The sequence below is a fragment of the Pantoea sp. X-Soil-ISGK-285 genome (assembly GCF_059730815.1).
In genome coordinates this window covers 359,456-381,807 of sequence record NZ_AP035939.1, presented here as the reverse complement: position 1 = coordinate 381,807, position 22,352 = coordinate 359,456, and the positions used below count along the sequence as shown (strand labels likewise).

At 56.4% G+C, this 22,352-nt stretch carries 23 protein-coding genes; 7 read left to right on the top strand and 16 right to left on the bottom strand.

The window, feature by feature from the left end:
- Positions 1-239 precede the first annotated feature (239 nt).
- Together AC6I8B_RS21060 and AC6I8B_RS21055 are read left to right on the top strand one after the other, a co-directional pair.
- Entirely contained in the window at positions 240-509 is a 270-nt protein-coding gene (locus tag AC6I8B_RS21060; protein ID WP_010247470.1) for a hypothetical protein, read from the top strand.
- 148 nt (positions 510-657) lie between these two features.
- The gene (locus AC6I8B_RS21055; protein ID WP_010247467.1) at positions 658-1,185 is read left to right on the top strand and encodes a sterol desaturase family protein; all 528 of its coding nucleotides are present in this window, start codon (positions 658-660) and stop codon (positions 1,183-1,185) included.
- On the opposite strand, the gene crtB is transcribed toward AC6I8B_RS21055, so the two are convergent.
- From crtB to AC6I8B_RS21025, 6 genes are all read right to left on the bottom strand, one after another.
- On the bottom strand, positions 1,124-2,053 hold the full coding sequence (gene crtB / locus AC6I8B_RS21050) for a 15-cis-phytoene synthase CrtB (protein WP_157353371.1): 930 nt from the start codon (positions 2,051-2,053) through the stop codon (positions 1,124-1,126). The genes AC6I8B_RS21055 and crtB overlap by 62 nt on opposite strands.
- Positions 2,050-3,528, bottom strand: coding sequence for a phytoene desaturase (locus AC6I8B_RS21045; RefSeq protein WP_010670728.1), 1,479 nt, complete (start codon positions 3,526-3,528; stop codon positions 2,050-2,052). Before AC6I8B_RS21045 ends, crtB begins: the two co-directional genes overlap by 4 nt.
- Positions 3,525-4,685 carry a lycopene beta-cyclase CrtY gene (gene crtY, locus AC6I8B_RS21040; protein ID WP_010670729.1) on the bottom strand — a complete coding sequence of 387 codons (1,161 nt, stop codon included), beginning with the start codon at positions 4,683-4,685 and terminating at the stop codon, positions 3,525-3,527. The genes AC6I8B_RS21045 and crtY overlap by 4 nt, the downstream gene beginning before the upstream one ends.
- Complete coding sequence (locus tag AC6I8B_RS21035) at positions 4,672-5,967, bottom strand: glycosyltransferase (RefSeq protein WP_157352971.1); 1,296 nt, start codon at positions 5,965-5,967, stop codon at positions 4,672-4,674. The genes crtY and AC6I8B_RS21035 overlap by 14 nt, the downstream gene beginning before the upstream one ends.
- Positions 5,968-5,976: 9 nt before the next feature.
- Positions 5,977-6,885, bottom strand: coding sequence for a polyprenyl synthetase family protein (locus AC6I8B_RS21030; protein WP_010670731.1), 909 nt, complete (start codon positions 6,883-6,885; stop codon positions 5,977-5,979).
- A 218-nt stretch (positions 6,886-7,103) separates the two neighbouring features.
- A complete protein-coding gene (locus tag AC6I8B_RS21025; RefSeq protein WP_010247442.1) occupies positions 7,104-7,634 on the bottom strand; it encodes a YtfJ family protein in 531 nt (176 codons plus the stop codon).
- A 172-nt stretch (positions 7,635-7,806) separates the two neighbouring features.
- Between AC6I8B_RS21025 and AC6I8B_RS21020 the strand changes: the two genes are divergently transcribed.
- Entirely contained in the window at positions 7,807-8,034 is a 228-nt protein-coding gene (locus tag AC6I8B_RS21020; RefSeq protein WP_010247439.1) for a hypothetical protein, read from the top strand.
- 45 nt (positions 8,035-8,079) lie between these two features.
- On the opposite strand, the gene AC6I8B_RS21015 is transcribed toward AC6I8B_RS21020, so the two are convergent.
- From AC6I8B_RS21015 to AC6I8B_RS21005, 3 genes are all read right to left on the bottom strand, one after another.
- Positions 8,080-8,757: a pirin family protein gene (locus tag AC6I8B_RS21015; RefSeq protein ID WP_157352973.1), complete on the bottom strand. Its 678-nt coding sequence runs from the start codon at positions 8,755-8,757 to the stop codon at positions 8,080-8,082.
- 126 nt (positions 8,758-8,883) lie between these two features.
- Complete coding sequence (locus AC6I8B_RS21010) at positions 8,884-10,614, bottom strand: DUF2534 family protein (protein WP_157352975.1); 1,731 nt, start codon at positions 10,612-10,614, stop codon at positions 8,884-8,886.
- A 45-nt stretch (positions 10,615-10,659) separates the two neighbouring features.
- Positions 10,660-11,079, bottom strand: coding sequence for a DUF2946 domain-containing protein (locus tag AC6I8B_RS21005; protein WP_157352977.1), 420 nt, complete (start codon positions 11,077-11,079; stop codon positions 10,660-10,662).
- 221 nt (positions 11,080-11,300) lie between these two features.
- Between AC6I8B_RS21005 and AC6I8B_RS21000 the strand changes: the two genes are divergently transcribed.
- Together AC6I8B_RS21000 and AC6I8B_RS20995 are read left to right on the top strand one after the other, a co-directional pair.
- Positions 11,301-12,239, top strand: coding sequence for a D-2-hydroxyacid dehydrogenase (locus tag AC6I8B_RS21000; RefSeq protein WP_157352979.1), 939 nt, complete (start codon positions 11,301-11,303; stop codon positions 12,237-12,239).
- Between the two features lie 214 nt (positions 12,240-12,453).
- Positions 12,454-13,383: an Rpn family recombination-promoting nuclease/putative transposase gene (locus AC6I8B_RS20995; RefSeq protein ID WP_332837860.1), complete on the top strand. Its 930-nt coding sequence runs from the start codon at positions 12,454-12,456 to the stop codon at positions 13,381-13,383.
- 138 nt (positions 13,384-13,521) lie between these two features.
- Here AC6I8B_RS20995 and glsB read toward each other — a convergent pair whose 3' ends face one another.
- The 5 genes from glsB to fucO form a co-directional block, all read right to left on the bottom strand.
- Complete coding sequence (glsB, locus tag AC6I8B_RS20990; RefSeq protein WP_010247422.1) at positions 13,522-14,448, bottom strand: glutaminase B; 927 nt, start codon at positions 14,446-14,448, stop codon at positions 13,522-13,524.
- Positions 14,449-14,530: 82 nt separating this feature from the next.
- Positions 14,531-15,730 (bottom strand): CynX/NimT family MFS transporter, encoded by a 1,200-nt coding sequence (locus AC6I8B_RS20985; protein ID WP_157352982.1) that lies wholly within the window; start codon positions 15,728-15,730, stop codon positions 14,531-14,533.
- Between the two features lie 175 nt (positions 15,731-15,905).
- Positions 15,906-16,076 (bottom strand): YdgH/BhsA/McbA family protein, encoded by a 171-nt coding sequence (locus AC6I8B_RS20980; protein WP_010247418.1) that lies wholly within the window; start codon positions 16,074-16,076, stop codon positions 15,906-15,908.
- 104 nt (positions 16,077-16,180) lie between these two features.
- A complete protein-coding gene (locus AC6I8B_RS20975) occupies positions 16,181-16,354 on the bottom strand; it encodes a GhoT/OrtT family toxin (protein ID WP_010247416.1) in 174 nt (57 codons plus the stop codon).
- A gap of 320 nt (positions 16,355-16,674) precedes the next feature.
- A complete protein-coding gene (gene fucO / locus AC6I8B_RS20970; protein WP_010247415.1) occupies positions 16,675-17,823 on the bottom strand; it encodes a lactaldehyde reductase in 1,149 nt (382 codons plus the stop codon).
- A gap of 258 nt (positions 17,824-18,081) precedes the next feature.
- On the opposite strand from fucO, the gene AC6I8B_RS20965 reads away from it, so the two are divergent.
- A complete protein-coding gene (locus tag AC6I8B_RS20965) occupies positions 18,082-19,719 on the top strand; it encodes a dihydroxyacetone kinase subunit DhaK (protein ID WP_052271618.1) in 1,638 nt (545 codons plus the stop codon).
- A 5-nt stretch (positions 19,720-19,724) separates the two neighbouring features.
- On the opposite strand, the gene AC6I8B_RS20960 is transcribed toward AC6I8B_RS20965, so the two are convergent.
- Complete coding sequence (locus AC6I8B_RS20960; protein WP_157352987.1) at positions 19,725-20,603, bottom strand: LysR family transcriptional regulator; 879 nt, start codon at positions 20,601-20,603, stop codon at positions 19,725-19,727.
- Positions 20,604-20,860: 257 nt separating this feature from the next.
- Between AC6I8B_RS20960 and AC6I8B_RS20955 the strand changes: the two genes are divergently transcribed.
- A complete protein-coding gene (locus AC6I8B_RS20955) occupies positions 20,861-21,409 on the top strand; it encodes a YbhB/YbcL family Raf kinase inhibitor-like protein (protein WP_010247409.1) in 549 nt (182 codons plus the stop codon).
- A gap of 52 nt (positions 21,410-21,461) precedes the next feature.
- On the opposite strand, the gene AC6I8B_RS20950 is transcribed toward AC6I8B_RS20955, so the two are convergent.
- The gene (locus AC6I8B_RS20950; protein WP_157352989.1) at positions 21,462-22,328 is read right to left on the bottom strand and encodes an alpha/beta fold hydrolase; all 867 of its coding nucleotides are present in this window, start codon (positions 22,326-22,328) and stop codon (positions 21,462-21,464) included.
- Between the last annotated feature and the right edge of the window lie 24 nt (positions 22,329-22,352).

Sequence of the window (22,352 nt, the reverse complement as noted above, 5' to 3'; positions counted from 1 at the left end):
CAGCTGCAATTGTTACAAAAAACAGCAATCAGCTGATGAGTCGCGTGTAATACGCGACAGGCAGGTCCATTAGTCGTTAGAATTGCCAACTTTGGCATTTTCAACTGCTGGCACGGCGTAGCCGCCCACGAACAGCTATAGTTGTCAGCAGTGTGCAATCTTTTGCAGGATGCAGCCATTTAAGCTGCTTCACTGCTGTTTGTTTGCCCGGAGCTGATAAGCGTTAGAAGAGGTTAATTTTGCATACCGATCTCACCTGGAAAACTCTCCATCACGTCATCAATCAGACGATCTCTGACATGCTTGACGAGCAGCAGACCATTGATGTGTTATCACTGCGCGCCCGCCTGCATGAACTGGCTGAAAAAGAGGAGGATGAGGTCATGCTGCTCTGTTACTGGCAGGCCAGCAAAATTCTGATGCGATTACCCACGACCGTCACCGCCAGTCAGTTAATGACCGCGGCACGCCACGCTTTTCGCACCCCGCTGAATCACGATCTGCTTTAAAGGCTGCGTCCTACACAAATATCAGGATGGTGCTCATTCAAGCTTCAACGACGTGTTCCCTTATTTTTCTCCTGAACACTGTTTTCCCCAATCTCTGTTAAAATTGAACCTCTGCGCCACTTTGCAGGATGCATGTTCGGGAGAAACTATGTTGTGGATTTGGAATGCCCTGATTGTTCTGGTCACTGTTATCGGAATGGAGATAACGGCTGCACTGGCGCACAGATACATTATGCATGGCTGGGGTTGGGGCTGGCATCTGTCACATCATGAACCGCATAAAGGCTGGTTTGAGGTTAATGACCTCTATGCCGTAGTGTTCGCCGCTCTGTCGATTTTGCTCATTTATCTGGGCAGTACGGGTGTCTGGCCCTTGCAGTGGATCGGGGCGGGTATGACGCTCTACGGCCTGCTCTATTTTATTGTGCATGACGGCCTGGTGCATCAGCGCTGGCCATTCCGCTATGTTCCGCGCCGGGGTTATTTACGCAGGCTTTATATGGCGCACCGCATGCATCATGCGGTACGAGGCAAAGAGGGCTGTGTCTCGTTTGGCTTTCTTTACGCGCCGCCGCTGTCAAAACTGCAGGCGACGCTGCGAGAACGCCATGGCGTTAAACGGGGCGCTGCCAGAGATCAGCGGAGCGTGGAGCGTGACGCCCCACCCGGGAAGTAACCGCCTGACCCGATGCCGCCGCCAGCAGTGCCAGTTTCTCTGGCGTGCTGGTGGACTGGCGTTGCTCCCACGCCTGTGAACCCGCCTGAACCACCTTCATACCTATTTTACGATAGACCTGCTGCGCGGTAGCAATCGCCCACGCTGAACGCAGCGGTAAACCCGGCAGGCCAGCCGACGCCGATCGATAATAGGGCTCCGCCGTTTCCACCAGCCGACGGGCGACGCGACTTAATGCCTGGCGATTTTGCGGTTCGGCTAGATTCTCTCGGGTCAGCCCCTCTTCAGCCAGCCACGTAGCGGGCAGATAGCAGCGTCCCGCTTCAGCATCTTCAACGATATCGCGCGCAATATTGGTCAGCTGAAACGCCAGACCGAGATCGCAGGCGCGATCCAGCGTGGCGTTGTCGCGTACGCCCATAATCTGCGCCATCATCAGGCCAACCACGCCCGCAACGTGGTAACAGTAACGCAGCGTATCATCCAGCGTCTGATAGCGTGTCTCATGCACGTCCATCGCAAAGCCCGCCAGATGATCAAAAGCGTAAGCAGGCAGAATATCGTGTGCCATTGCCACCTCCTGAAAGGCCGCAAAGGCGGGCTCATGCATCTGGGATCCGGCATAGGCCTGACGCGTTTTCATCTCCAGCTGCGCCAGGCGCTGTTCGGCAGATTGCAGCGATGGCGTATCGTTGCTGAATCCCAGTACCTGATCGTCAATCACATCATCACAGTGACGGCACCAGGCGTAGAGCATCAGCACGCTGCGTCGGGTTTTGGCATCAAACAGTTTTGACGCGGTGGCAAAGCTTTTCGATCCCACCTCCATGGTGTCTACGGCATGATCAAGCAGTGACGGACTATTCAAGCCAGATCCTCCAGCATCAATCCTGCGGTAGCCTTGGCCGAGCCAATTACGCCTGGAATACCCGCGCCAGGATGCGTGCCTGCACCGACCAGATAGAGATTATTAATATTTTTATCGCGGTTGTGAGGCCGGAACCAGGCGCTTTGCGTCAGGATCGGCTCCACTGAGAAGGCCGAACCCTGATACGCATTCAGCTCATCGCGGAAATCAAACGGCGTGAAGATGCGATGCGTGACCAACTGGCTACGCAGGCCCGGCATGTAGTGCTGTTCCAGATAGTCGAAAATGCGATCACGCAGGCGCGGACCTTCAACGGCCCAGTCGATATCGGCGGTGCCGAGGTGCGGTACTGGTGCCAGCACGTAGTAGCTGCCGCAGCCCTCCGGCGCCAGTGAGGGATCGGTCACGCAGGGCGCATGCAGATAGAGCGAGAAGTCCTCTGCCAGGCCATCTTTGTTAAAGATCTCATCAATCAACTCACGATAGCGTGGACCAAAGCAGACCGTGTGGTGCGCCAGCTGATCGTGATGATGATTCAGGCCAAAATAGATCACAAACAGCGAGTTGCTCATGCGTTTGTTCTGCAGTGACCGTCCCTGCGCCTGCGAAGCGGGATGCTGGCTCAGCAGTTCGCGGTAGGTGTGAACCACATCTGCGTTGGAGGCAACCGCGCGGGTCGGGAAGACCCGGCCATCTTTCAGGTGCACCGCGGTAATCCTGTTTTCCTGGGTCTCCAGCCGGGCAACGCTGGCATTGAGCTCCACTTCGCCGCCCAGATCTTCAAACAGTTTCACCATGCCCTGCACCAGCGCGCCCGTGCCACCGCGCGGGAACCAGACGCCCCATTCACGTTCCAGCGCATGAATCAGGGTATAGATTGAGGAAGTGGCAAACGGATTTCCGCCCACCAGCAGTGAGTGGAAAGAGAAGGCCTGACGCAGATGCTCATCTTCAATGTAGCTCGCCACTTTGCTGTAAACGCTGCGCCACGCCTGAAGTTTTGCCAGCTGAGGCGCGGCCCGCAGCATATCGCGGAATGACAGAAACGGCACGGTGCCAAGTTTCAGATAGCCTTCAGCAAACACCGCTCGGGAATAGGCCAGAAAGCGACGATATCCTTCAACGTCACGCGGATTAAACGCGGCAATCTGCGCTTCCAGCGCGGGCTGATCGTTGTCATAACTGAACACCTTGCCGGACTCCCAGCAGAGGCGATAAAACGGCTTCACCGGCATCAGCTCGACATAGTCAGAGAGCTTTTTACCCGCCAGGGTGAACAGCTCTTCAATGGCGCTGGGATCGGTGATTACCGTGGGGCCGGCATCAAACGTGAAGCCCTGATCCTGATAGACGTAAGCCCGGCCGCCCGGCTTGTCACGCTGCTCCAGCAGTCGGGTGGGAACGCCTGACGCCTGAAGGCGAATGGCCAGGGCCAGACCACCAAAGCCTGCGCCAATTACTGTAGTTCTATTCATTGCATCGCCTGTTGACGGTGAGGAGTCATAATAGCCTGTAACGCCGCCAGAACGGGGACCGGGGGCTTGCCGCTTAAGATGCGCAGCCGATCAGGCAAAGTGAGTTTTCCCGCATAAAAACGGGCGATCAGACCTTCGGGAAGGCCGTAAAAACGTTGCATAACCTGCCAGCGCTGGTCAGCCGGACCCGCCAGAAACAGCATACGGTTCAGCATGCGGAAGAAGCGCTGTTGCTGCCATGCCTGACTGGCGAATTGCTGAATGGTGGCGTGCAGGGTCTCAGAGGTAAACGTCTGCATCTGCGCCAGCCGATCAGCCAGCGCGACCGCCAGCGGCAGAGAATAGCCGGTGGTGGGATGGAATAACCCGGCACGCAAACCGCTGCAGGGCAGATCGTGTTTCTGCCAGAAGGCGGCCACGTCGCCGGTCAGCGTAATGGGTAACGCGCCTTGCTCTTCGCGTAGCAGCCGGTCTAATCGCCATCCCTGCTGCGCGGCATAGTCGCGGATATTCTGACGGGCGCGATCGCCTTCCAGCGTGGCGTTATCTATGTAATGGGTATCTTCAATCAGCAGGGTGTCTGCAGAAAAGGGCAGGCTGTAGACAAAGCGATAGCCTGCCTGCTGATCTACCGTGGCATCCATTATGATCGGCGCGGTCAGGCCATGTGGCTCGCTGAGCTGCCACTCCTGTCCGACAAACGACTGGAAGCCCATGCGCAGCGCGGCATCGGGCTGGTAGCCACGGCCATCAATCACTGCGTCACTCTCCAGCACCCGGCCATCGTCCAGCGTAACCGCGCGTGAAGCGATGCTCGCAACCCGGGTATTCAGCAGCAGATCCGGCGCAAACCTGTCGCGGATGACCTGCGCGAAGCGCTCCGCAGTCACGCAAAAATAGCCACTGTTCAGACTGCGACTGCGTTGGGGAAAGCGGACCTCATAGCCAGGCCAGTGATGTACTACCAGCGGAGCGATCCAGCGATGCTGCGTTTCGGTGAGATCTTCCGCATGAAACGACCAGGTGTGATTGGCACCTGGTTCACGTTCAGCGTCAATCAGCAGAATGCGCAGGGAGGGCCGCTGCTGTCTCAGGCGCAGGGCGATCAGCCCGTTGGCCAGTCCCGCGCCCACCAGAATCAGATCATACCGCGGCATAGTCTCTCCTGGTGAGCACCGGCTGGCGGGTCAGCATCGCCTGTTCGACGATGTCCGCCGCCAGGGTGGTTCCGCCCGCCTGACGAAGTGCGCTACGCAGCGTTTTCATCTGCTGAACGTAGCTTTCATCAGCCAGTAAGGTCTGGAGCTGACGTGCCATGGAGTGGCTGGTGGTAAAGCGTGAGGCGCGACGTCCGATACCGTGCCAGACCACTCTGGCAGCCACACCCGGCTGATCAAAGGCCAGCGGGATCGTCAGCAGCGGCGTCAGGTGGTTAATCCCATCCAGCACCGTATTCATGCCGCCGTGCGTAATGGCAAGATCGGCTTGCGCCAGTGCAGCCGCCTGGTCGGCAAAATCGACCACCTGAACATGGCTGGCCTGCGCCAGTTTCTCCGCCTGGAAAGGTGACAACCGACCGCAATGCGCCAGCAATAACTGAGCATCGATCTCCTGGCAGGCGCGGACGATGGTTTTAAACAGGCCGTAGCGATGTCCCTGCAGCGTGCCGAGGGAAGCAAAAATGCGCGGTCTGTCACCATGCGGGAAGTAGCGAGGCTGCGACGCGGCGGGTGCCGGTTCAGTGGTACGCAGCGGGCCAACCGAATGGAAATGATCGGGCAGCGCCTGGCGGGGAAAATCCAGTTCCGGAATCAGCTGGCTGATCTGCGCCAGCGGTGAAAAACAGTGATGCAGTTTTTCCCGTGGCGCTAATCCCATCGCATGAGCGTTGCGGGCGATCACCCGATCGTGACGTCGCATCAGCCAGTCATAGATTTTTTCACTGGTGCGATAGCGTTCGCGCGCCTGATCGGTCCTGGCATAGTCAAACGGCATCACGGCCAGCGGGAAATCCGCTTCACGGTTAAGTGGCAGCGCACAGGCAACCGAAACATAAGGAAGGTTCAGCGCTTCTGCCGCCAGTGCACCGGCAGGCTCCATCTGATCGACGATCACGCCATCAATCGCCAGCGTGCTCAGCACCACGGGCAGTTCACGACAGAGCATATCGGTGCTGCGGGCCATCTCATTGATCAGTTTCAGCATTGAGGGGCCGAGAGGATGCGCCGCCAGTTGCAGGGTGTGTGCCAGACTGCCCGCCGGATGCGAGGCTAAACCCAGCGGGAAAAAGCCGATCCGGCTATCGGTGAGTAGCGCGCTAACGTCCGTCTGCTGGATGAAAGTGATCTGGTGTCCGCGTGCGATTAAGGCCTGGCTAAGGTGCTGAAGCGCCTGCACATGGCTATAGAAAGGCGGTGCAATGACCGCAAAGTGGCTCATGCAGCATCCTTAACTGACGGCAGCGAGTTTTTTCTCAAACCAGGCCTGAACAAAATGGTGTGTGGCATAACCGTCCTGGCAGGCCGATAACAGATGCTCGCTGGCGCAGCGCAGATGATCGCGCAGTCGCGTTTCAACCGCCTGTGGTCCCAGCAGATTCACCAGCGTTGATTTCCCCTCATCCTGATGGGCATCTTTACCGGTGTCGGCCATGCCGTCAGTGAGATCGTCTAATAACTGGAAAGCCTGACCAAGATTAAGCGAAAAACGATGCAGCTGTTCGCGGGCTTCACCTGAGGCTTCAGCCACGATAGAGGCCATCTGCATGGAGGCGCAGAACAGGGTGCTGGTTTTATAGTGATTGGTCATCAGAATGGCGTCAGCACTGCGTGGCTTGTCACCTTCGGAGAGATCCTTAAACTGCCCCTGTACCAGCCCCTGCATGCCGACTGCGTGGGATAATTCTGCCACAGCGTCGGCTCTGGCGGTTGCCGTTAAGCCTTCTGCCGCAGCAACCACGCCGAATGCCTTACTCAGCAGGGCCACCGCGGCCAGAATCGCGACATGTTCACCATACTGGCAATGAATGGTCGGACGTCCGCGACGCAGTTGCGCATCATCCATGCAGGGCATGTCATCCAGAATCAGTGATGCGGCATGCACCATCTCTACCGCGCAGGCGAGATCGAGCAGGCCGGCAGGCGTGGCGTTGCAGCCCAGATCGCGCGCTGCCAGCAACAACAGCAGTGGACGGATACGCTTTCCTGGTGCCAGCGCACCGTCGCGCATGGCAGCGCCCACTAAGTCACGTTCGCTTTCAACCGGTAAAAGCTGATCAAGCCGTTGCTCAATGTCGTTCAACAGGCTGGCTGCATCGCTGTGTATGAAATTGACGTGTTGTTCTGCACAGACCGTCATCATGGCTGTCCTTATCTACAGAGGAAGTCACAGCAGGTCGAATGATTCGATGCCATCTTCAATAATCGTCCCCGACTGCCATAGCATAGTTGGCAGGTTTTCAAAGAACGGCGGGTTAATACATTACAACTAAGAGTAGTTCACGATAATAAAAATGTCGGAGAATTCAGCAGCATTCCGCGTTTTGCGGCGATAGCCGGACGGGCATTATGCGTGAATTAACCCAGTAATGCGCGCAGCTGTTTCATCACGCTGGCGACATCCTCCGCAGATAATGCGCCATCTTTAGCAAAGCGCACAATGCCTGCCGGATCAATCACCACCACGGACGCGCTTTCCGGCTTTAGATGCCAGCTGTGCGCGGTTACGCCACTGCTGTCGATAATGAATTGCTGCCACGGTGCCGCTTTTTTACTGGAAGCGATGCTGCGCACCACAAAAATGGCACTGCCAGGCAGCGCATCGTCAGTATTCACGATGGTGGTGGTCTGAAAACGGTCACGCGGCAGGCTGGCCTGCTGAATGGCTTCGATTAATCGTGCACTCTGATCCTTCGCTGAGAGACGACCCGCCACATGAATCACCAGACGCACTTTTCCGGTCAGCGTCTGACTGTTCCAGCGCTGATAATTTATGTCGCCCTGATTCAGCACCATTTCGCCTTTATCGGCAACGAAGACAGGTGGTACAGGCTGACCAGGGGTCAGGGTGTGAGCGGTGGCAAAGCCGGAAAACAGCAGGGCAATCATCAATCCATAATGGCGCACGGGTTCCTCACTTCTTTCTCGGTTTACGTCAGACGCGGTGAACGCTCTCATTAGCAGGCAGAAGATTAGTACCACATCTATGTTTCAGATCAATAAAAGCATTCAGGATTTGGCCTGAAAATGCAGGGGAGATTGTGTTTACAGGAGGTGGGAAATGAGTACAGCATTGATGACATTACCTGAATTTGCCCGTTATATCGGCATTGCCACCCCAACGCTGGCGCGCGCCTTTTGCTGCCGGGGATCGCTGGCGGGTGTGCCGCTGCCGCAGGCGCTGGATGATGCTCCGCTGACGCAACGCCACTGGCTGCGCGATGATGTACGTCAGTTCGATCATGCCTATAAACGGGTTCAGGCGATGCAGCAACGGAGCACGCTTTAATCTGCGTTAAACAAGACGTGAGCGCGGGAAAGTTCCCGCGCTTTGTTATGCAAAATTATCGGGCTTTACCAGGAAGCAGACCAGATTGGCATCCCGCTCGCCCACGATCTCAATGCTGGAATCCAGCCCGCTGACGGCATCACCGCGACTCAGTCGCTGATCGCCGACGCGAATAATCCCTTCAAGTACGGTAAGATAAGCGACAAAGCCCGGCATCGACGGCACGTCCAGCGTATGGTTGCGCTCCAGCAGCGTGTCGAAGATGTAGACTTCCTGGCGCAGTTCCAGCGGCGCATCAGACTCTTCCGGCCCGGCCAGTTCGGTCCAGCCATTGGTCATAATGCCCTGATCGCGCTCCAGCACCTGGGTCATCGCTTCACCGCCCTGCTGTGCAGGCCGGATAACCGCCTGCAACAGCTCCGCTTCATACAACGGCACCGACTCTTCATATTGAACGCCATCACCCGCGTTCACCACCATCACGCGTTTTGCAGAGAGCTGGGTACGTTCGCCATTACTGTCCTGATGCTGCATCGAACCACGCCACAGGTAGGTGAAAACTTCTTCATCCTGATGCTGCTGCATCGGAATCCGGGCATCGAGTTTTAGCGACATCAGATCAACACTGACCAGCGGGCTTAACGCCTCGCCAGGACGCTGGCGCCGGACGGTAAAAGGACCGTACTCAAACAGTTGTTCAGGATTAGCTCGCACAATGTTCATGATTTGCTCTCAAATAAAGTGACTCATAACAACGATCATAGACCTCAGGCGGAGAATGAGAAGCCGGGAGTTTTGCCCGGCTTCGTCAGTTATTTTGAATAATAGAGTGTTCGGCGTCTTGCCAGCTTACTTGCCCTGTTCGTCGCTCTCACCGAGGAAGAAATACCAGAGTGGAATCGACAACAGCCCGGTAAAGACCGTGGAGTAGAGCAGAATCATCATCGCCTGGGTTATATACATGGTCAGCGACCAGTGACTGAAGGGGATCTGATACTGATCAATCACTCCGCCAATCATCGCATTCGCCATCACCGTAATGACAATCAGCGCCAGCACCGTCACGCTGCGCAGAAAATAGCGCATCTCTTTGCGCTTCCCGGCAAAACGCGACTGGACGATGGCCAGCGGTGACTGCTTGTCCGGAGCGACATCCACGCGGACGACCGCGGCGCGCTGTGCGCTGCGCCAGCGCTGAATATCCAGCAGCACCAGTACCACCAGGCTGATTCCCATAACGGGCAGGGCATATCCCAGCGCCAGCATCACTATCAGGCTGGTGCCCTGCGCATAGCGCGGCAGCGCCAGCCAGGCGGATAACAGCGTCTGTGAGGGGTTGAGCTGCGGAACAGCCGGGCGACGAATCCACCACATGCGGTAGCCCAGCACAATCATTGTGCAGAGTCCAAAGCCAGACAGCGCCAGAATCAGCTGATTAGGCAGGCCAAACAGCACGCCCATATGCGCATCCACGCCCCAGCGGGTCAGTTTCGCCACCAGCGGGAAGCTGGCAAACTCAACGCGGTCGACCACGCTAAAATCAGTCGGGTTAATTGAAACCGCATCGACCTGGCTTGGCCAACTGCGGTCAATCTCCGAAACCGTCCACGCCTGTTCAGCGTTCTTAGGCTGGCGTAGTTCCAGTTTCGCTGCGTGCAGTCCGGCCTGACGCGCCGCTGCCAGCGCCTGATCCCAGCTGGCATCCGGCTGATTGAGAATCACCGGCGCAGCGGTTTTCGCTGGCATGGTCATTCCGGACATCGTCATCCCTTCCATCGCACCGCGATGGTCAGCATGGGGATCGGCGGCTTCAGCGGGCGCGTTACCGTTTAGCGCGGTATTAACCTGCGGCGTTTTCCAGCCAAAGTCGCTGCGCATCTTTTCAATATTATTGCCCGCCCACTGTGACCAGGTCAGCCCGGTTACTGAAAAGAACACCAGTCCGATTGCCAGCAGCAGCCCCAGCGTGACATGCCAGTGACGGGTTGCCGCGAAGCCGCTCCGTGCTTTACTGCGGGTGCGCGGCGGCCGGGTGCCGGACCATAAGACAATCCCACCCAGCGCAGCGACCCACAGCCAGGAGGCTGCCAGTTCACTGTAGTTTCGGCCAAAATCACCCAGCAACAGGCCGCGATGCAGCTGATCCAGCCACATGCGCAGCGGCAGCACACCGCTGGTGCCATACACCGTCATATCGCCTTTCACCTGCAGGGTGTAGGGATCAATAAACAGCGATCGTGATTCCGATGGGCCAAGCTGTGGCTCGGCAAACTGCACGCGGGTCGTATCCTGCGGGCCGGGTGCCGGACGCACAGCGTAAATGCGAGCTGATTCACCGGCACTGGCTCGCGCAGCGGCAATCTGGGCGGACAGCGGTTGTGCAACACCCTGCGCATCGGTGGTCAGGGCATCATGGTAGATAGCCTGTTCCAGTTGCGGTGTCAGAACGTAGAGCGTGCCGGTGAGTGCCGCGACAAAAATAAACGGCGCAATAAACAGGCCGATATAAAAATGCAGGCGGCGAAAGAGATTAAACACCGTGCCGCACGGTGAAGGGGACATTTCCTGAGAAGAGGACATAGCATTCCACACTTTTCAAAAGACAAAGACGATCAGGTGACGTTGTCACGCAATCGGATTAGTAAGCAGTGAGTGTGACGCGATAAAGGGTGGCGCGCGCGGTCGATGAAGACGCAACAGCCGTTGCCATTGGGGTGGATTGATAGCCGCTGGCGGCGGGGCGCGGCTGATCAGGCACATCCACCAGATAAACGGGATAAAAACCCAGAGCATCAGCGGAACATGCACCAGCAGATCGCAGTAGCCACAGGCAAAGCCCGGGCCCATCATCATCCCGTGATCCGCCATCGGCATCTCGCTGTGATGATCCATCATCGGCATCTCTGCGCTCATGATCGAAGCGCCTTGCATCCTGGCATGATGTTCAGCGAGATTCTTTGAGATCATCGGTGCAACAAACAACAGCAGCACGGCCAGTATCGCAATACCGGCGGTGAGTCGTTGTCTGAGTGAAGATCCCGGCATGATTTCAACGGTCGTATGAGGTCAGAATTCAGGGCGGCAGTGTAACGCGAAGGGAATAAAAGGGTTAAATAAAGTGGCATCTGTTCCGAAAAAATTCGCACTCTTTGAACATTTTCACTTTAATTTCAGCATCATTTAACTTACTTGTTACTCGCGGTGCACATACAAATAACATTAATCATTCGCCTGCGGTTTAACCATACCCAATGAAGGAATAAAAAATGAAAATTGTAATGCTGGATGGCGACACGCTGCCGGTACCCCTGCCGACCGGTCAACAGCAGGCTGACTGGGAGATGCGCGCGCAGACTTCGGCTGAAGACATTGTGTCTTCGCTGGCGGGTGCAACGGTCGCTATAACCAATAAGGTGCCGTTGCGGGCTGACACACTGCAACAACTGCCTGAACTGCGTTTTATCTGTGTCGCAGCGACGGGCTATGACTGTATCGATCTTGATGCTTGTAGCGCACGCGGCATCGTGGTCAGTAATGTTCCAGGCTATTCGACTCAGAGCGTTTCAGAGGCGGTGATAGCCGCGATTTTTGCCCTGCGCCGTCAACTGATGGCTTATGCCAGCAATACCCGCATCGACTGGCCCCAGGCTAAGCACTTCTGTGTGCATCATCAGCCGATAGGGGATATTGGCGGGGCCACGCTGGGCATCGCGGGCAAAGGCGACATCGGCCAGGCGGTCGGCAGGCTGGCCCAGGCGCTGGGAATGCAGGTGCAGTACGCCGAGCGCAAAGGCAGTGAAAGGGTGCGTGACGGTTATGTCAGCTTTGAGCAGATGCTGGCGACCAGCGATATCATTTCGCTGCACTGCCCGCTGAGTGACAGCACCCGCCAGATGATTGATCGCGAGGCGCTGGATAAAATGAAGCCACAGGCGCTGCTGATAAACACGGCTCGTGGCGGACTGATTAACGAAGCCGATCTTGCTGCCGCGTTAAAGCAGGGGCAGATTGGTGGTGCGGCGCTGGATGTGCTGAGCAGCGAGCCGCCCGCTCCGGATAATCCGCTGCTGGCGGATCTGCCAACGCTGCTGCTGACACCGCACATCGCCTGGGCAAGTCGCAGCGGCGTGGAGAATCTGGTGGCTGGCGTGATGGCCAATATCGCGGCCTTTATTCAGGGCGAGCCAATTAATGTGGTGAGCTGAGTCAGATGGAATAGTTTTTAATGCCCGACAGGGGTTGATATTCAGAGCAACCTCGTAGATTTCAGGAAAAGCCTTTTACGCGGTTTAGTCATCAGGGTATTAATTTCGTTATTTCCATCAGGACTTTAAACGTTCGTGCGCTACAGGAATTAGCGCCTTTTACTGGCTGAATCAGCCGATGTAAGCGCTTCAGGAACAGAAAGGATTCTGGCCAGTGAAAAAGAAGAACAGTACGCCTGTGCCTCATGATGCCACATTCCGGCAATTTCTGACTCAGCCGGATATTGCCCGGGATTTCATGGAGCTGCATTTGCCGCCAGAGCTGCGCATATGCTGTGATCTCAGCACGCTGAAACTGGAGTCGGGGTCATTTGTCGAGGATGACCTTCGGCAGTACTTTAGCGACGTGCTTTACAGTCTTAAAACAACCGCTGGCGATGGATATATCCATGTACTCATTGAGCATCAGTCAGTGCCAGACAAACATATGGCATTTCGGCTGATGCGCTATGCAGTGGCTGCCATGCAACGCCATCTTGAAGCAGGGCATAAGCGGTTGCCGCTGGTGATTCCCGTCCTGTTTTACACTGGCAGACGCACTCCCTATCCCTATTCGACCCGGTGGCTGGATGAGTTCGACGACCCGGCGCTGGCGGACAGGCTATACAGCCGCAGTTTTCCGCTGGTCGATGTCACGGTGATTCCTGACGATGAGATCATGCAACATCGCAGCATGGCGGCTCTGACCCTGTTGCAGAAGCATATCCGGCAGCGTGATCTGGCTGAAATGATGGACCGGCTGGTGACCATTTTGCAGGCTGGCTATCACTCTTCATCACAGGTGATAACGCTGGTACACTACATTGTACAGGCGGGTGAAACATCGGACGCCAAAGCCTTTGTACGGGAGCTGGCACAGCGTGTGCCCCAACACGAGAACGCACTTATGACTATCGCACAACAGCTTGAGCAGATAGGGCTTGAAAAAGGTATTGAGCAGGGTATTGAACAGGGACGGACAGAAGGTAGTCGTGGAGCAAGCCTCAGAATTGCCCACACCATGCTGAAGAGTGGCATGGATCGCAATACCGTTATGCGGATGACTGGTCTGAATGAAGACGATCTGGCGCAGATTTCGCACTAATTAGTTTTTTGAGTTCTGATTATCGCTGACGACTCAAATCGCCAGCGGACTACACGGAAAATGCAAAATCAGCTTCCCGAAATCATGGGAATCCCGCCGCATTTCACCACAGCGAGCCTGTGACTTGCGCGCTCAGACTCAGAATATCGATCGCCCCAGCTTCTCGGTTAGCAATTCCAGCACAGCGGTACCGGCCAGAGAATTGCCCGCGCTATCCAGCCCAGGCGACCAGACGGCAATGCTCATCTCACCTGGGATAATGGCAATAATCCCGCCACCCACGCCCGATTTTGCGGGCATCCCGACCCGCCACGCGAATTCGCCAGCGCCGTCGTACATCCCGCTGGTGATCATCAGTGCGTTAATCTGCCGCGCCTGACGTGGAGTAATCATCTGGCTGCCATCCAGCGTTTTGCCCTGATTCGCCAGATAGATAAACGTGCGGGCCAGCTCAACGCAGTTCATCGACAGCGAACAGTAGTGGAAATAGGTCTGCATCACGCTGGTGACATCGTTATCGAAATTTCCAAACGACTTCATCAGCCAGGCGATCGCTGCATTGCGGGCCGAATGTTCGAACTCAGAGCGGGCAACGTGGCGATCATAATTGATATCGGACTGCTGACTCAGCTGGCGCACAATTTCCAGCATTCGCTGACGCGGGGCGGTCAGTCGGGTTTCCAGCAGATCGCAAATCACCAGCGCACCGGCATTAATAAACGGATTACGCGGCTTGCCCTGTTCCAGCTCCAGCTGAACCAATGAATTAAATGGCTGGCCAGAAGGCTCTTTGCCGACCCGCTGCCATATTTCGCTGTCCTCATAGCGTGTCAGTGCTACGGTCAGAGAGAGCGCCTTGGAGATCGACTGAATCGAAAAGCGCGTCTCAGCATCGCCCGCCTGAAAGAGGGTGCCATCACGCAGGCAAACCGCTATTGCCAGATGATCGGCAGCCACATCCGCCAGCGCAGGGATATAGTCAGCCACCTTTCCCTGATGGATCAGCGGACGCACCTGATCCAGGATCTCCTGCAGCAGAGCATTATTCAGTTCAGACACGCACATTCTCCCGTCGATTCCCGCCGACCGGTGATGCCAGGCATCCGCGATCCGCGAGTCATTTATTGTTAACGGCTCCGCCGCATTTTCAGCTAATGGGTTTTGACTGCGCTGCCAGCGGAGCCAGCAGCATCTGTAACAGGCTCAGCATTGCCAGCACGCTGAAGGGCAGCGTCCAGTTACCGCTCTGCTCATGGAGCACGCCAAAGAACAAAGGGCCGAGTGCCGCCAGCGCATATCCGACACACTGTGCCATGCCCGACAGCTGTGAAGCCTGACGGTGATGAGTGGCTCGCAGATTAAACAGTGAGAGGCAGAGCACCAGTGATGCGCCTGCGCCCAGTCCGGCCAGTGTCAGCCAGATGACGGCCCACTGCGGATTGAGCAATAGGCCCAGCATGCCGAGGAAAATGCCTGATGAAGCAATAAACGCGGTAAGCCGGGCATCTTTTACCCGCTTCAGCGCCACCATGCAGCCCAGGTTAGCGACGATCGCAATTGCCTGATACCAGAACAGCAGCCAGCCTGCGTGGGCCTGACTGAAGCCGTTATCCTGGGCAAACAGCGTAAACCAGTCAATCAGGGTATAAAACGCCAGCGATTGCAGCGCCATAAACAGTGCAATTTGCCAGCCGCCTGCCGTTCGCCACGGATGGCGATATGCAACGGGCGCATCTGCGGGCGCTACGGTTGAACGCCGTTGACGTAACAGCGGCAGCCAGACGAGTAGCGCAATCAGTCCCGGTAGCGCCCAGACAACCAGCGAGAGTCGCCAGCCTGCCGCTGAAAGCTGGCTCAGCGGAACGGCAATGCCAGATGCCAGGCTGGCAGTAATCGACATGGTGGCGGCATAAAGGCCAATATATTTAGCGGTGTGGGCGGTGAAATCGCGTTTAATCAGTGGCGGCAGCAGCACGTTGGCGGCGGCAATGCCTGCGCTGAGTAACAGCGTTCCGCTCCACAACGCCGCTTCAGTAGGCAGCCAGCGCAACAGCGAACCGGCAGTGATCAGGCATAGCGCCCCCCATAAACTGCGCTCAAGCCCGACGCGATTTCCCAGCCAGGCGGCCAGTGGGGCGAGCAGGGCAAACAGCATCAGTGGAATAAAGTTAAACAGACCTGCTTCACCGACACTAAGGCCAAAGGTCTGGCGGATATCCTGTAGTACCGGGCCGATGACAGTAATGGGCGCACGAAGATTAGCCGCGGTCAGCAGCAGGACGAACAAAAAAAATGTGGCGCTGGAATACGCAGCGAGAGGTTTAGCTGGGTGTTGTACAGGCATCATGGCAGAGATCATCACATGCAGCAGTGCTGCGGGGGCGTTGGTTGACGTTAACGCTTACGCATCAGAATTGATGTCTGGGCGCTACTTTACTGACCGGTTAGCAGCGTGTAAAGCCTTGTTATGCGATGAAATAGCGTAATTGAGATCTCACAGCAGCGATCGCCTTGTGACAGGATCAATGGAATTCAGGTTCAGGGAAATGACCGCAGTCGTTCTGGCTGGGATTGGAGCCTGGCTGGCAGGTCTGCTGGCGGGTTTCGGCCGCCGGAACCGGTTTTTCAGCGTGCCATGGGGCACTACAGGCACTGAGAAGAGAAACCAGAATCATCACACTGATAACGCGCATATCCGCTCCTTATTAACCGTCATGAACAAGGCCACGTCGGTGATCGGCGGTTTGCAGGTCAGGGACGTCTTACCTGAGTGTGGTATCTAAGGGGATAATGTCAATTAAAACAGAGCAAACATCAGCGCGACAGGAAAACTCATCGGCCAGGTGGCCCCCACCAGAAAGGCGCTCAGCAGTTTGATGCTCAGCTTATCTTTGGCGATGAAGAACGTGATCAGCGTAGCGATCAATGCAACAACGGCATAGAAAATTAGCATACCCTGGTACAGTGTCATTGATATCTCCGCAGCGTCATTAAGGTTTTCGCTGCGCATGATGCGGATTTTTGTGATCCAGATCAAGTGAATCAGGGTTTAGCATCTAAAGAAATCATGGGTAGGGGCAGTTGGTTCGCTCGCTGAACTTCACCGTAACAGCGGGCGATTTCAGGCTGAAACCAGGCAGGATAAACGCGGCTAAAACCCTGGCTGATGCCGTCAGCCAGACTCAACAACCTCTGGCGAAGGCTCCCGGATTAAGCGTTGCCATGACGTAAAAAAGCCCGCCAGCGAGGACGGGCCTGTTATCGGCACTGCATCACTACAGGGTATGCGCTTTAACTCTGGCGGTATAACGCCATCACGTCCTCCAGGTCCGGCGTACGTGGGTTGCCGCCGGTACAGACATCATCCAGCGCGGCCTGTGCCAGTGCAGGGATATCCGCTTCTTTTAAGCCCACTTCACGCAGTGAGCGGGGAATACCCACATCGCGACAGAGCTGACGCACCGCGGCGACCGCCGCTTCCCGCGCCTGATCCAGCGACAATGACTCAACCTGTTTCACACCCATTGCGCGGGCAATGTCGCGATATTTTTCGCCAGTGCCTGAGGCATTCCACGCCATCACCTGCGGCAGCAAAATGGCATTGGCTACGCCGTGCGGGACATTGTAAAAGGCGCCCAGCGGGTGTGCCATGCCATGCACCAGACCAAGGCCGACATTAGAGAAACCCATACCGGCCACATATTGTCCCAGCGCCATCTGCTCAACCGCCTCAATATTTCCTGCCACCGATTCGCGCAGTGACTGGCTGATAATCTCAATGGCTTTGAGGTGTAGCATATCGGTCAGGGTCCAGGCTCCGCGCGTGATGTAGCCTTCAATGGCATGAGTAAGGGCATCAATACCGGTCGCAGCCTTCAGCGACGCTGGCATGCTCGCCATCATCTCCGCATCAATGATCGCCACTTTCGGTATGTCATGGGGATCGACACAGACAAACTTACGGCGATTCTCTTCATCGGTAATGACGTAATTAATCGTCACTTCTGCGGCGGTGCCTGCCGTGGTCGGGATAGCGATGATCGGCACGCACGGATGACGGGTGGGGCTGACGCCTTCCAGGCTGCGGACATCTTCAAACTCAGGGTTATTAATAATAATGCCGATCGCCTTGCTGGTATCCTGTGGTGAGCCCCCGCCAATGGCGATCAGGTAGTCGGCACCTGACTCTCTGAACACCGCAACACCCTGCTGCACAACCCGAATGGTAGGATTCGGCACCACCTCATCATACACCGCCCAGTCAAGCTGATGTTGCGCCAGCAGATCGGTCACCCGCTTCAGCGCACCCGCCGCGACCAGCGCTTTGTCAGTGACGATCAGTGCTTTTCGCATCCCGCGACGTTGTACCTCTTCCGGCAAATGGCGCAAAGCACCAGCACCAAACCAGGCGGTTTCATTGAGAATCATACGTTGGGTCATTAAAACATCCTCTGTTAACAAATGAATTTTTACCATCCGTGATCCCCGGTTCATGTTCTGCGCAGAACCTCTCACTTTCAGGTAAAGACATTTGATAAAAATCAATCAATTAGTAAAAATCACTGCGCCTGTGTCAGCTGGTTTTCGTGCGGTATGTCTGAAATCAGGCTACAGACCTGTTGATGGATTTCTCACTGTCGTCAGTGATATGTAACACTGGGTCATCAGCAAACCCGCATGCCTATGAGGAAAGAAGACATGACCCGATTCGTAATGAATAAAAAGGATGATCTCGTCGACAGCGCGTTAGATGGCATGATTTACGCCAGCCCGTGGCGCAATCTGGTCCGGTTGCAGGTCGATCCGCGCATTCGCATCGTGATGCGTAATGACTGGCAAAAACAGCAGGTCGCGCTGATTTCCGGTGGCGGTTCAGGCCATGAACCGGCCCATGTCGGCTTTATCGGCAAAGGGATGCTGACGGCTGCCGTCTGTGGCGATGTTTTTGCTTCCCCCAGCGTTGACGCGGTTTACAACGCCATCATCAATATTACCGGTGAGGCGGGGTGTCTGCTGATTGTGAAAAACTACACCGGAGATCGACTCAACTTCGGTCTGGCGGCAGAAAAAGCGCGCAAAGCGGGATTCAGCGTCAATATGGTGATTGTCGGTGATGATGTTGCGTTGCCCGATAACCCTCAGCCACGCGGCGTCGCGGGCACGTTGCTGGTGCATAAAGTGGCGGGCTTCGTCGCAGAGCGGGGTGATGACCTGACGGCGGTGACCGAGGCAGCAGAGGCAGCCAGTCGTGCTATCGCCACCATGGGCGTTGCGCTCTCAAGCTGCCATCTGCCGGATGAACAGACCGGCCAGCGAGTGCCAGACGGCAGCGTTGAAATGGGGCTGGGGATTCACGGCGAACCGGGTGTTGACGTCATGCAGACGCAAAACAGTCAGCAGATTGTGCAGCATCTGCTGGAGAAAGTGATGCCGGACAACGATCAGCCACGCGCGCTGTTAGTCAATAATCTTGGCGGCATGTCCGCGCTGGAGATGAGTCTGGTCACGCGGGATCTGATTGAGTCGCCGCTCAGCCGGGGTAGTGATTATCTGATTGGTCCGGCTCCGCTAATGACCGCGCTGGACATGAAGGGCTTTTCCGTCACCTCCATGACGCTGACGCCGTTGTTCGAAGAGGCGATCTGCGCGCCGGTTGAGGTCACCGGCTGGGTTCAGGCGGTTAAAATCGCGCCGCTGCAGCCGGTAAACGCGACAAAAGAGGCAACATCGCATCCGGCGCAACCCTCAGATAACCCGACCGTCGCTGCGTTTGTTAACAGCATCTGTGAAACCCTGATCGCCAGCGAAAGCGAGCTGAACAAACTGGATGCGCAGGTCGGTGATGGCGATACCGGTTCGACCTTTGCTGCTGGCGCACGCCAGATCCAGCGCGAATGTGCAGATAATCAGCTGCCGTTAAATGCCTTGCCCGATCTGCTCGCGGTGACGGGTGAGCGACTGGCGACCGTGATGGGCGGCTCCAGCGGCGTATTGATGGCGATCTTTTTCACCGCTGCTGCGCAGCAGCTGGCCGAAGGGGATGCGCTGCCCGCGGCCCTGCAGCAGGGTCTGGAGAAGATGAAGCAGTATGGCGGGGCACAACCAGGAGATCGCACGCTGATTGATGCGCTGCAACCGGCAATCGAGGCGCTGGTGGCGGGTAAATCGCTGGCAGAGGCGGCTGATGCGGCACAGCAGGGCAGTGATGCAACCGCCAGCATGGGGAAAGCAAAAGCGGGCCGATCATCTTATCTCAACAGTGCTAACCTCAACGGCGTGTCTGATCCGGGTGCCGTTGCTGTCGCCAGGGTCTTTGCGGCATTAAAAAAACTTTAGTGCTGTCACGACGCTAAACGCGCCTGGAGAAAGGCCAGTAACTGGCGGTTTACTTCGCTGCGCTGACGGTGCTGCGGGTAAACCGCATTCAGGGAGAGCGGGGGCGGCAGATAGTCGTCCAGCACGCTCACCAGCTCACCGCGTTGCAGGGCTGCCTCAACGATAAAGGCGGGTAACAATACCAGTCCTAAGCCTGCCAGTGCGGCATCACGCAGGACCTCGCCATTGTTACTCACCATCGGTCCCTGAACCGCCAGCCACTTGGGTTTACCATTGACCTGCAGTTCCCAGCCATTCTGACCTTCACGTCCGTAGCGCAGACAGGCATGTTGCAGCAAGGCTTCTGGCTGCTGCGGCACGCCTGCCCGTTCCAGATAGCGGGGGCTGCAGCAGATAACCCGCTTCAGCTCGCCGAGCGGACGGGCAATCAGCGTGGAATCAGCCAGCGTACCGATGCGAATCGCCATATCAACGCCTTCGCCAATCACATCGGCATAGCGGTCAGCCAGCTCAATATGAAACTGCAATGACGGATGGTGGCTTAGAAACTCGGCAATCAGGGGGGAGAGGTGGCTCATGCCAAAGGACATCGGCAGATTGATTCGGAAGGTGCCGCGCAGCGCCTGCTGCTGCTCTGACACTGCCAGTTGCGCTTCCTGAATCTCATCCAGAATGCGCTGAGCATGTTGCGCGAACAGTAAACCTGCATCCGTTACAGACAGCTTACGGGTGTTACGGATCAACAGTCGTACCCCTAATGATGCCTCCAGCGCAGCCATACGGCGGCTGACATACTGTTTCGATAGCATCAGATGCTCAGCTGCTGCAGTAAAGTTGCCAGCATGCATTACCGCAACGTAAATCCGGAGATCTTCAATCTGCATAGTGTCCACTTATCGGTGACAGTGACGATGATTCAGGCGAAACTTCAGCCAGATGCGTTAACTTATATCGGGTAATGCGTCACAGGGCAACGCGTCAGCTCTCTCAGCCAGCGCGACGGAGATCATAGATTTGCCGTTTCCTTACCCCTGAACAGGCGGTCAGTCGGGTCAATCGCGTTAAAGCCGTTATAGTAATCAGGCAGTGACGCAATCCATACGGAACATAATCTCTTGAGTAATCTGATAAGGAGTGGCTGGTGAAAAAATTACTCTGCGCGACGGTGCTGGCCGTTTTGCCAATGACCACGCTGGCAGCGTCGGTATTTACGCTGCAATCACAGGACTTCAGCGATAATGCGCTACTGGATAAAAAGTTTGCCGGTGCGAATAAAAGTAATCCTTCCTGTACCGGTGAGAATATCTCTCCCGAATTGAACTGGTCTGCGATTCCGGCGGGCACCCGCAGTCTGGCTCTTCTGATGACCGATCCGGTCGGGGCCAAAGGGCTCGGCGTTACCCACATGGTGGCCTATAACATTCCCGCCAGCCGCTCGTCATTTGCGCAGGGGGCTCTGACAAAGGGCAAGGACTACACCGGCGGAAAAAATACCCCTGGGACGCTGCACTATTATGGCCCTTGTCCGCCTGCAGGCAGTGGGCTGCATCACTATAACTTTGTGCTGATCGCCACCGATTTGCCGGTGGGTCAGTTGAAAGCGGGGTTAACCCAGGCAGAGCTGGTTGCACAGCTGAAAGGCCATGCGCTGGGCGCGGCCAGCACCGTTGGCCGCTTTAGCAATGAGTGACCTGCACGCTTGCAGAGGCAGCGCTGAACAGCCTGCCTCTGCGCGCAGCGGATTAGTCGCCACTGAACATCTCGCGGATGCGCGACGCAATGTGATGCGTGTGTGTCTCCAGCGCGAAGTGGCCGCTATCCAGCATCTCGACCACCGCCTGTGGATTATCCCGCTGCCAGGCCACTGCGCCCGGTGGAATAAAGAACGGATCGTGCTTGCCCCAGATCACCAGCGTTGGCACCTGCTGCTGGCGAAAGAACGCCTGAAATTCCGGATAACGTTTCAGATTACTGGCGTAATTGAGAAACAGGGCCTGCTGAATATCTTTGTTACCGGGGCGCTCCATCAGCAGAGTATCCAGGGTATAGGTTTCCGGGGCGATCTGCTGCGGATCGCTCACCCCATGCACATACTGCCACTTCACCCCTTCCAGCGTCAGGATGGCGTCACGGATCACCTGACCATTTGCTTCGCTGGGATCGTCCCAGTAGGCGCGGACCGGCGCCCAGGCCTCTCCTAATCCCTCCAGATAGGCGTTACCGTTTTGTGATATCAGTCCACTGACGCGATCGGGGTAAGCCAGTGCCAGTCGCAGACCGGCAGGTGCGCCATAGTCGAAAACATACATCGCATAACGTTCCAGCCCCAGTGCATCGACAAAGGCGGTCAGCGTCTGGCCCAGCGCGTCGAAGGTCCAGGAATAGTTGCGCTCAGCAGGCACTTCAGTGAAGCCAAAGCCCGGCATATCGGGTGCGATGAGATGAAATTTATCGGCCAGAAGCGGGATCAGATTGCGGAACTGATGTGAAGAGGTGGGAAAGCCATGCAACAGCAGCAGTACCGGCAGGGAAGGATCGCCCGCTTCGCGATAGAAAATATTGACGCCATCGGCCTGCTGGTAACGATACGAAATGGATTGATCACGCATGCTGAACTCCTGTAACTGGTTAAA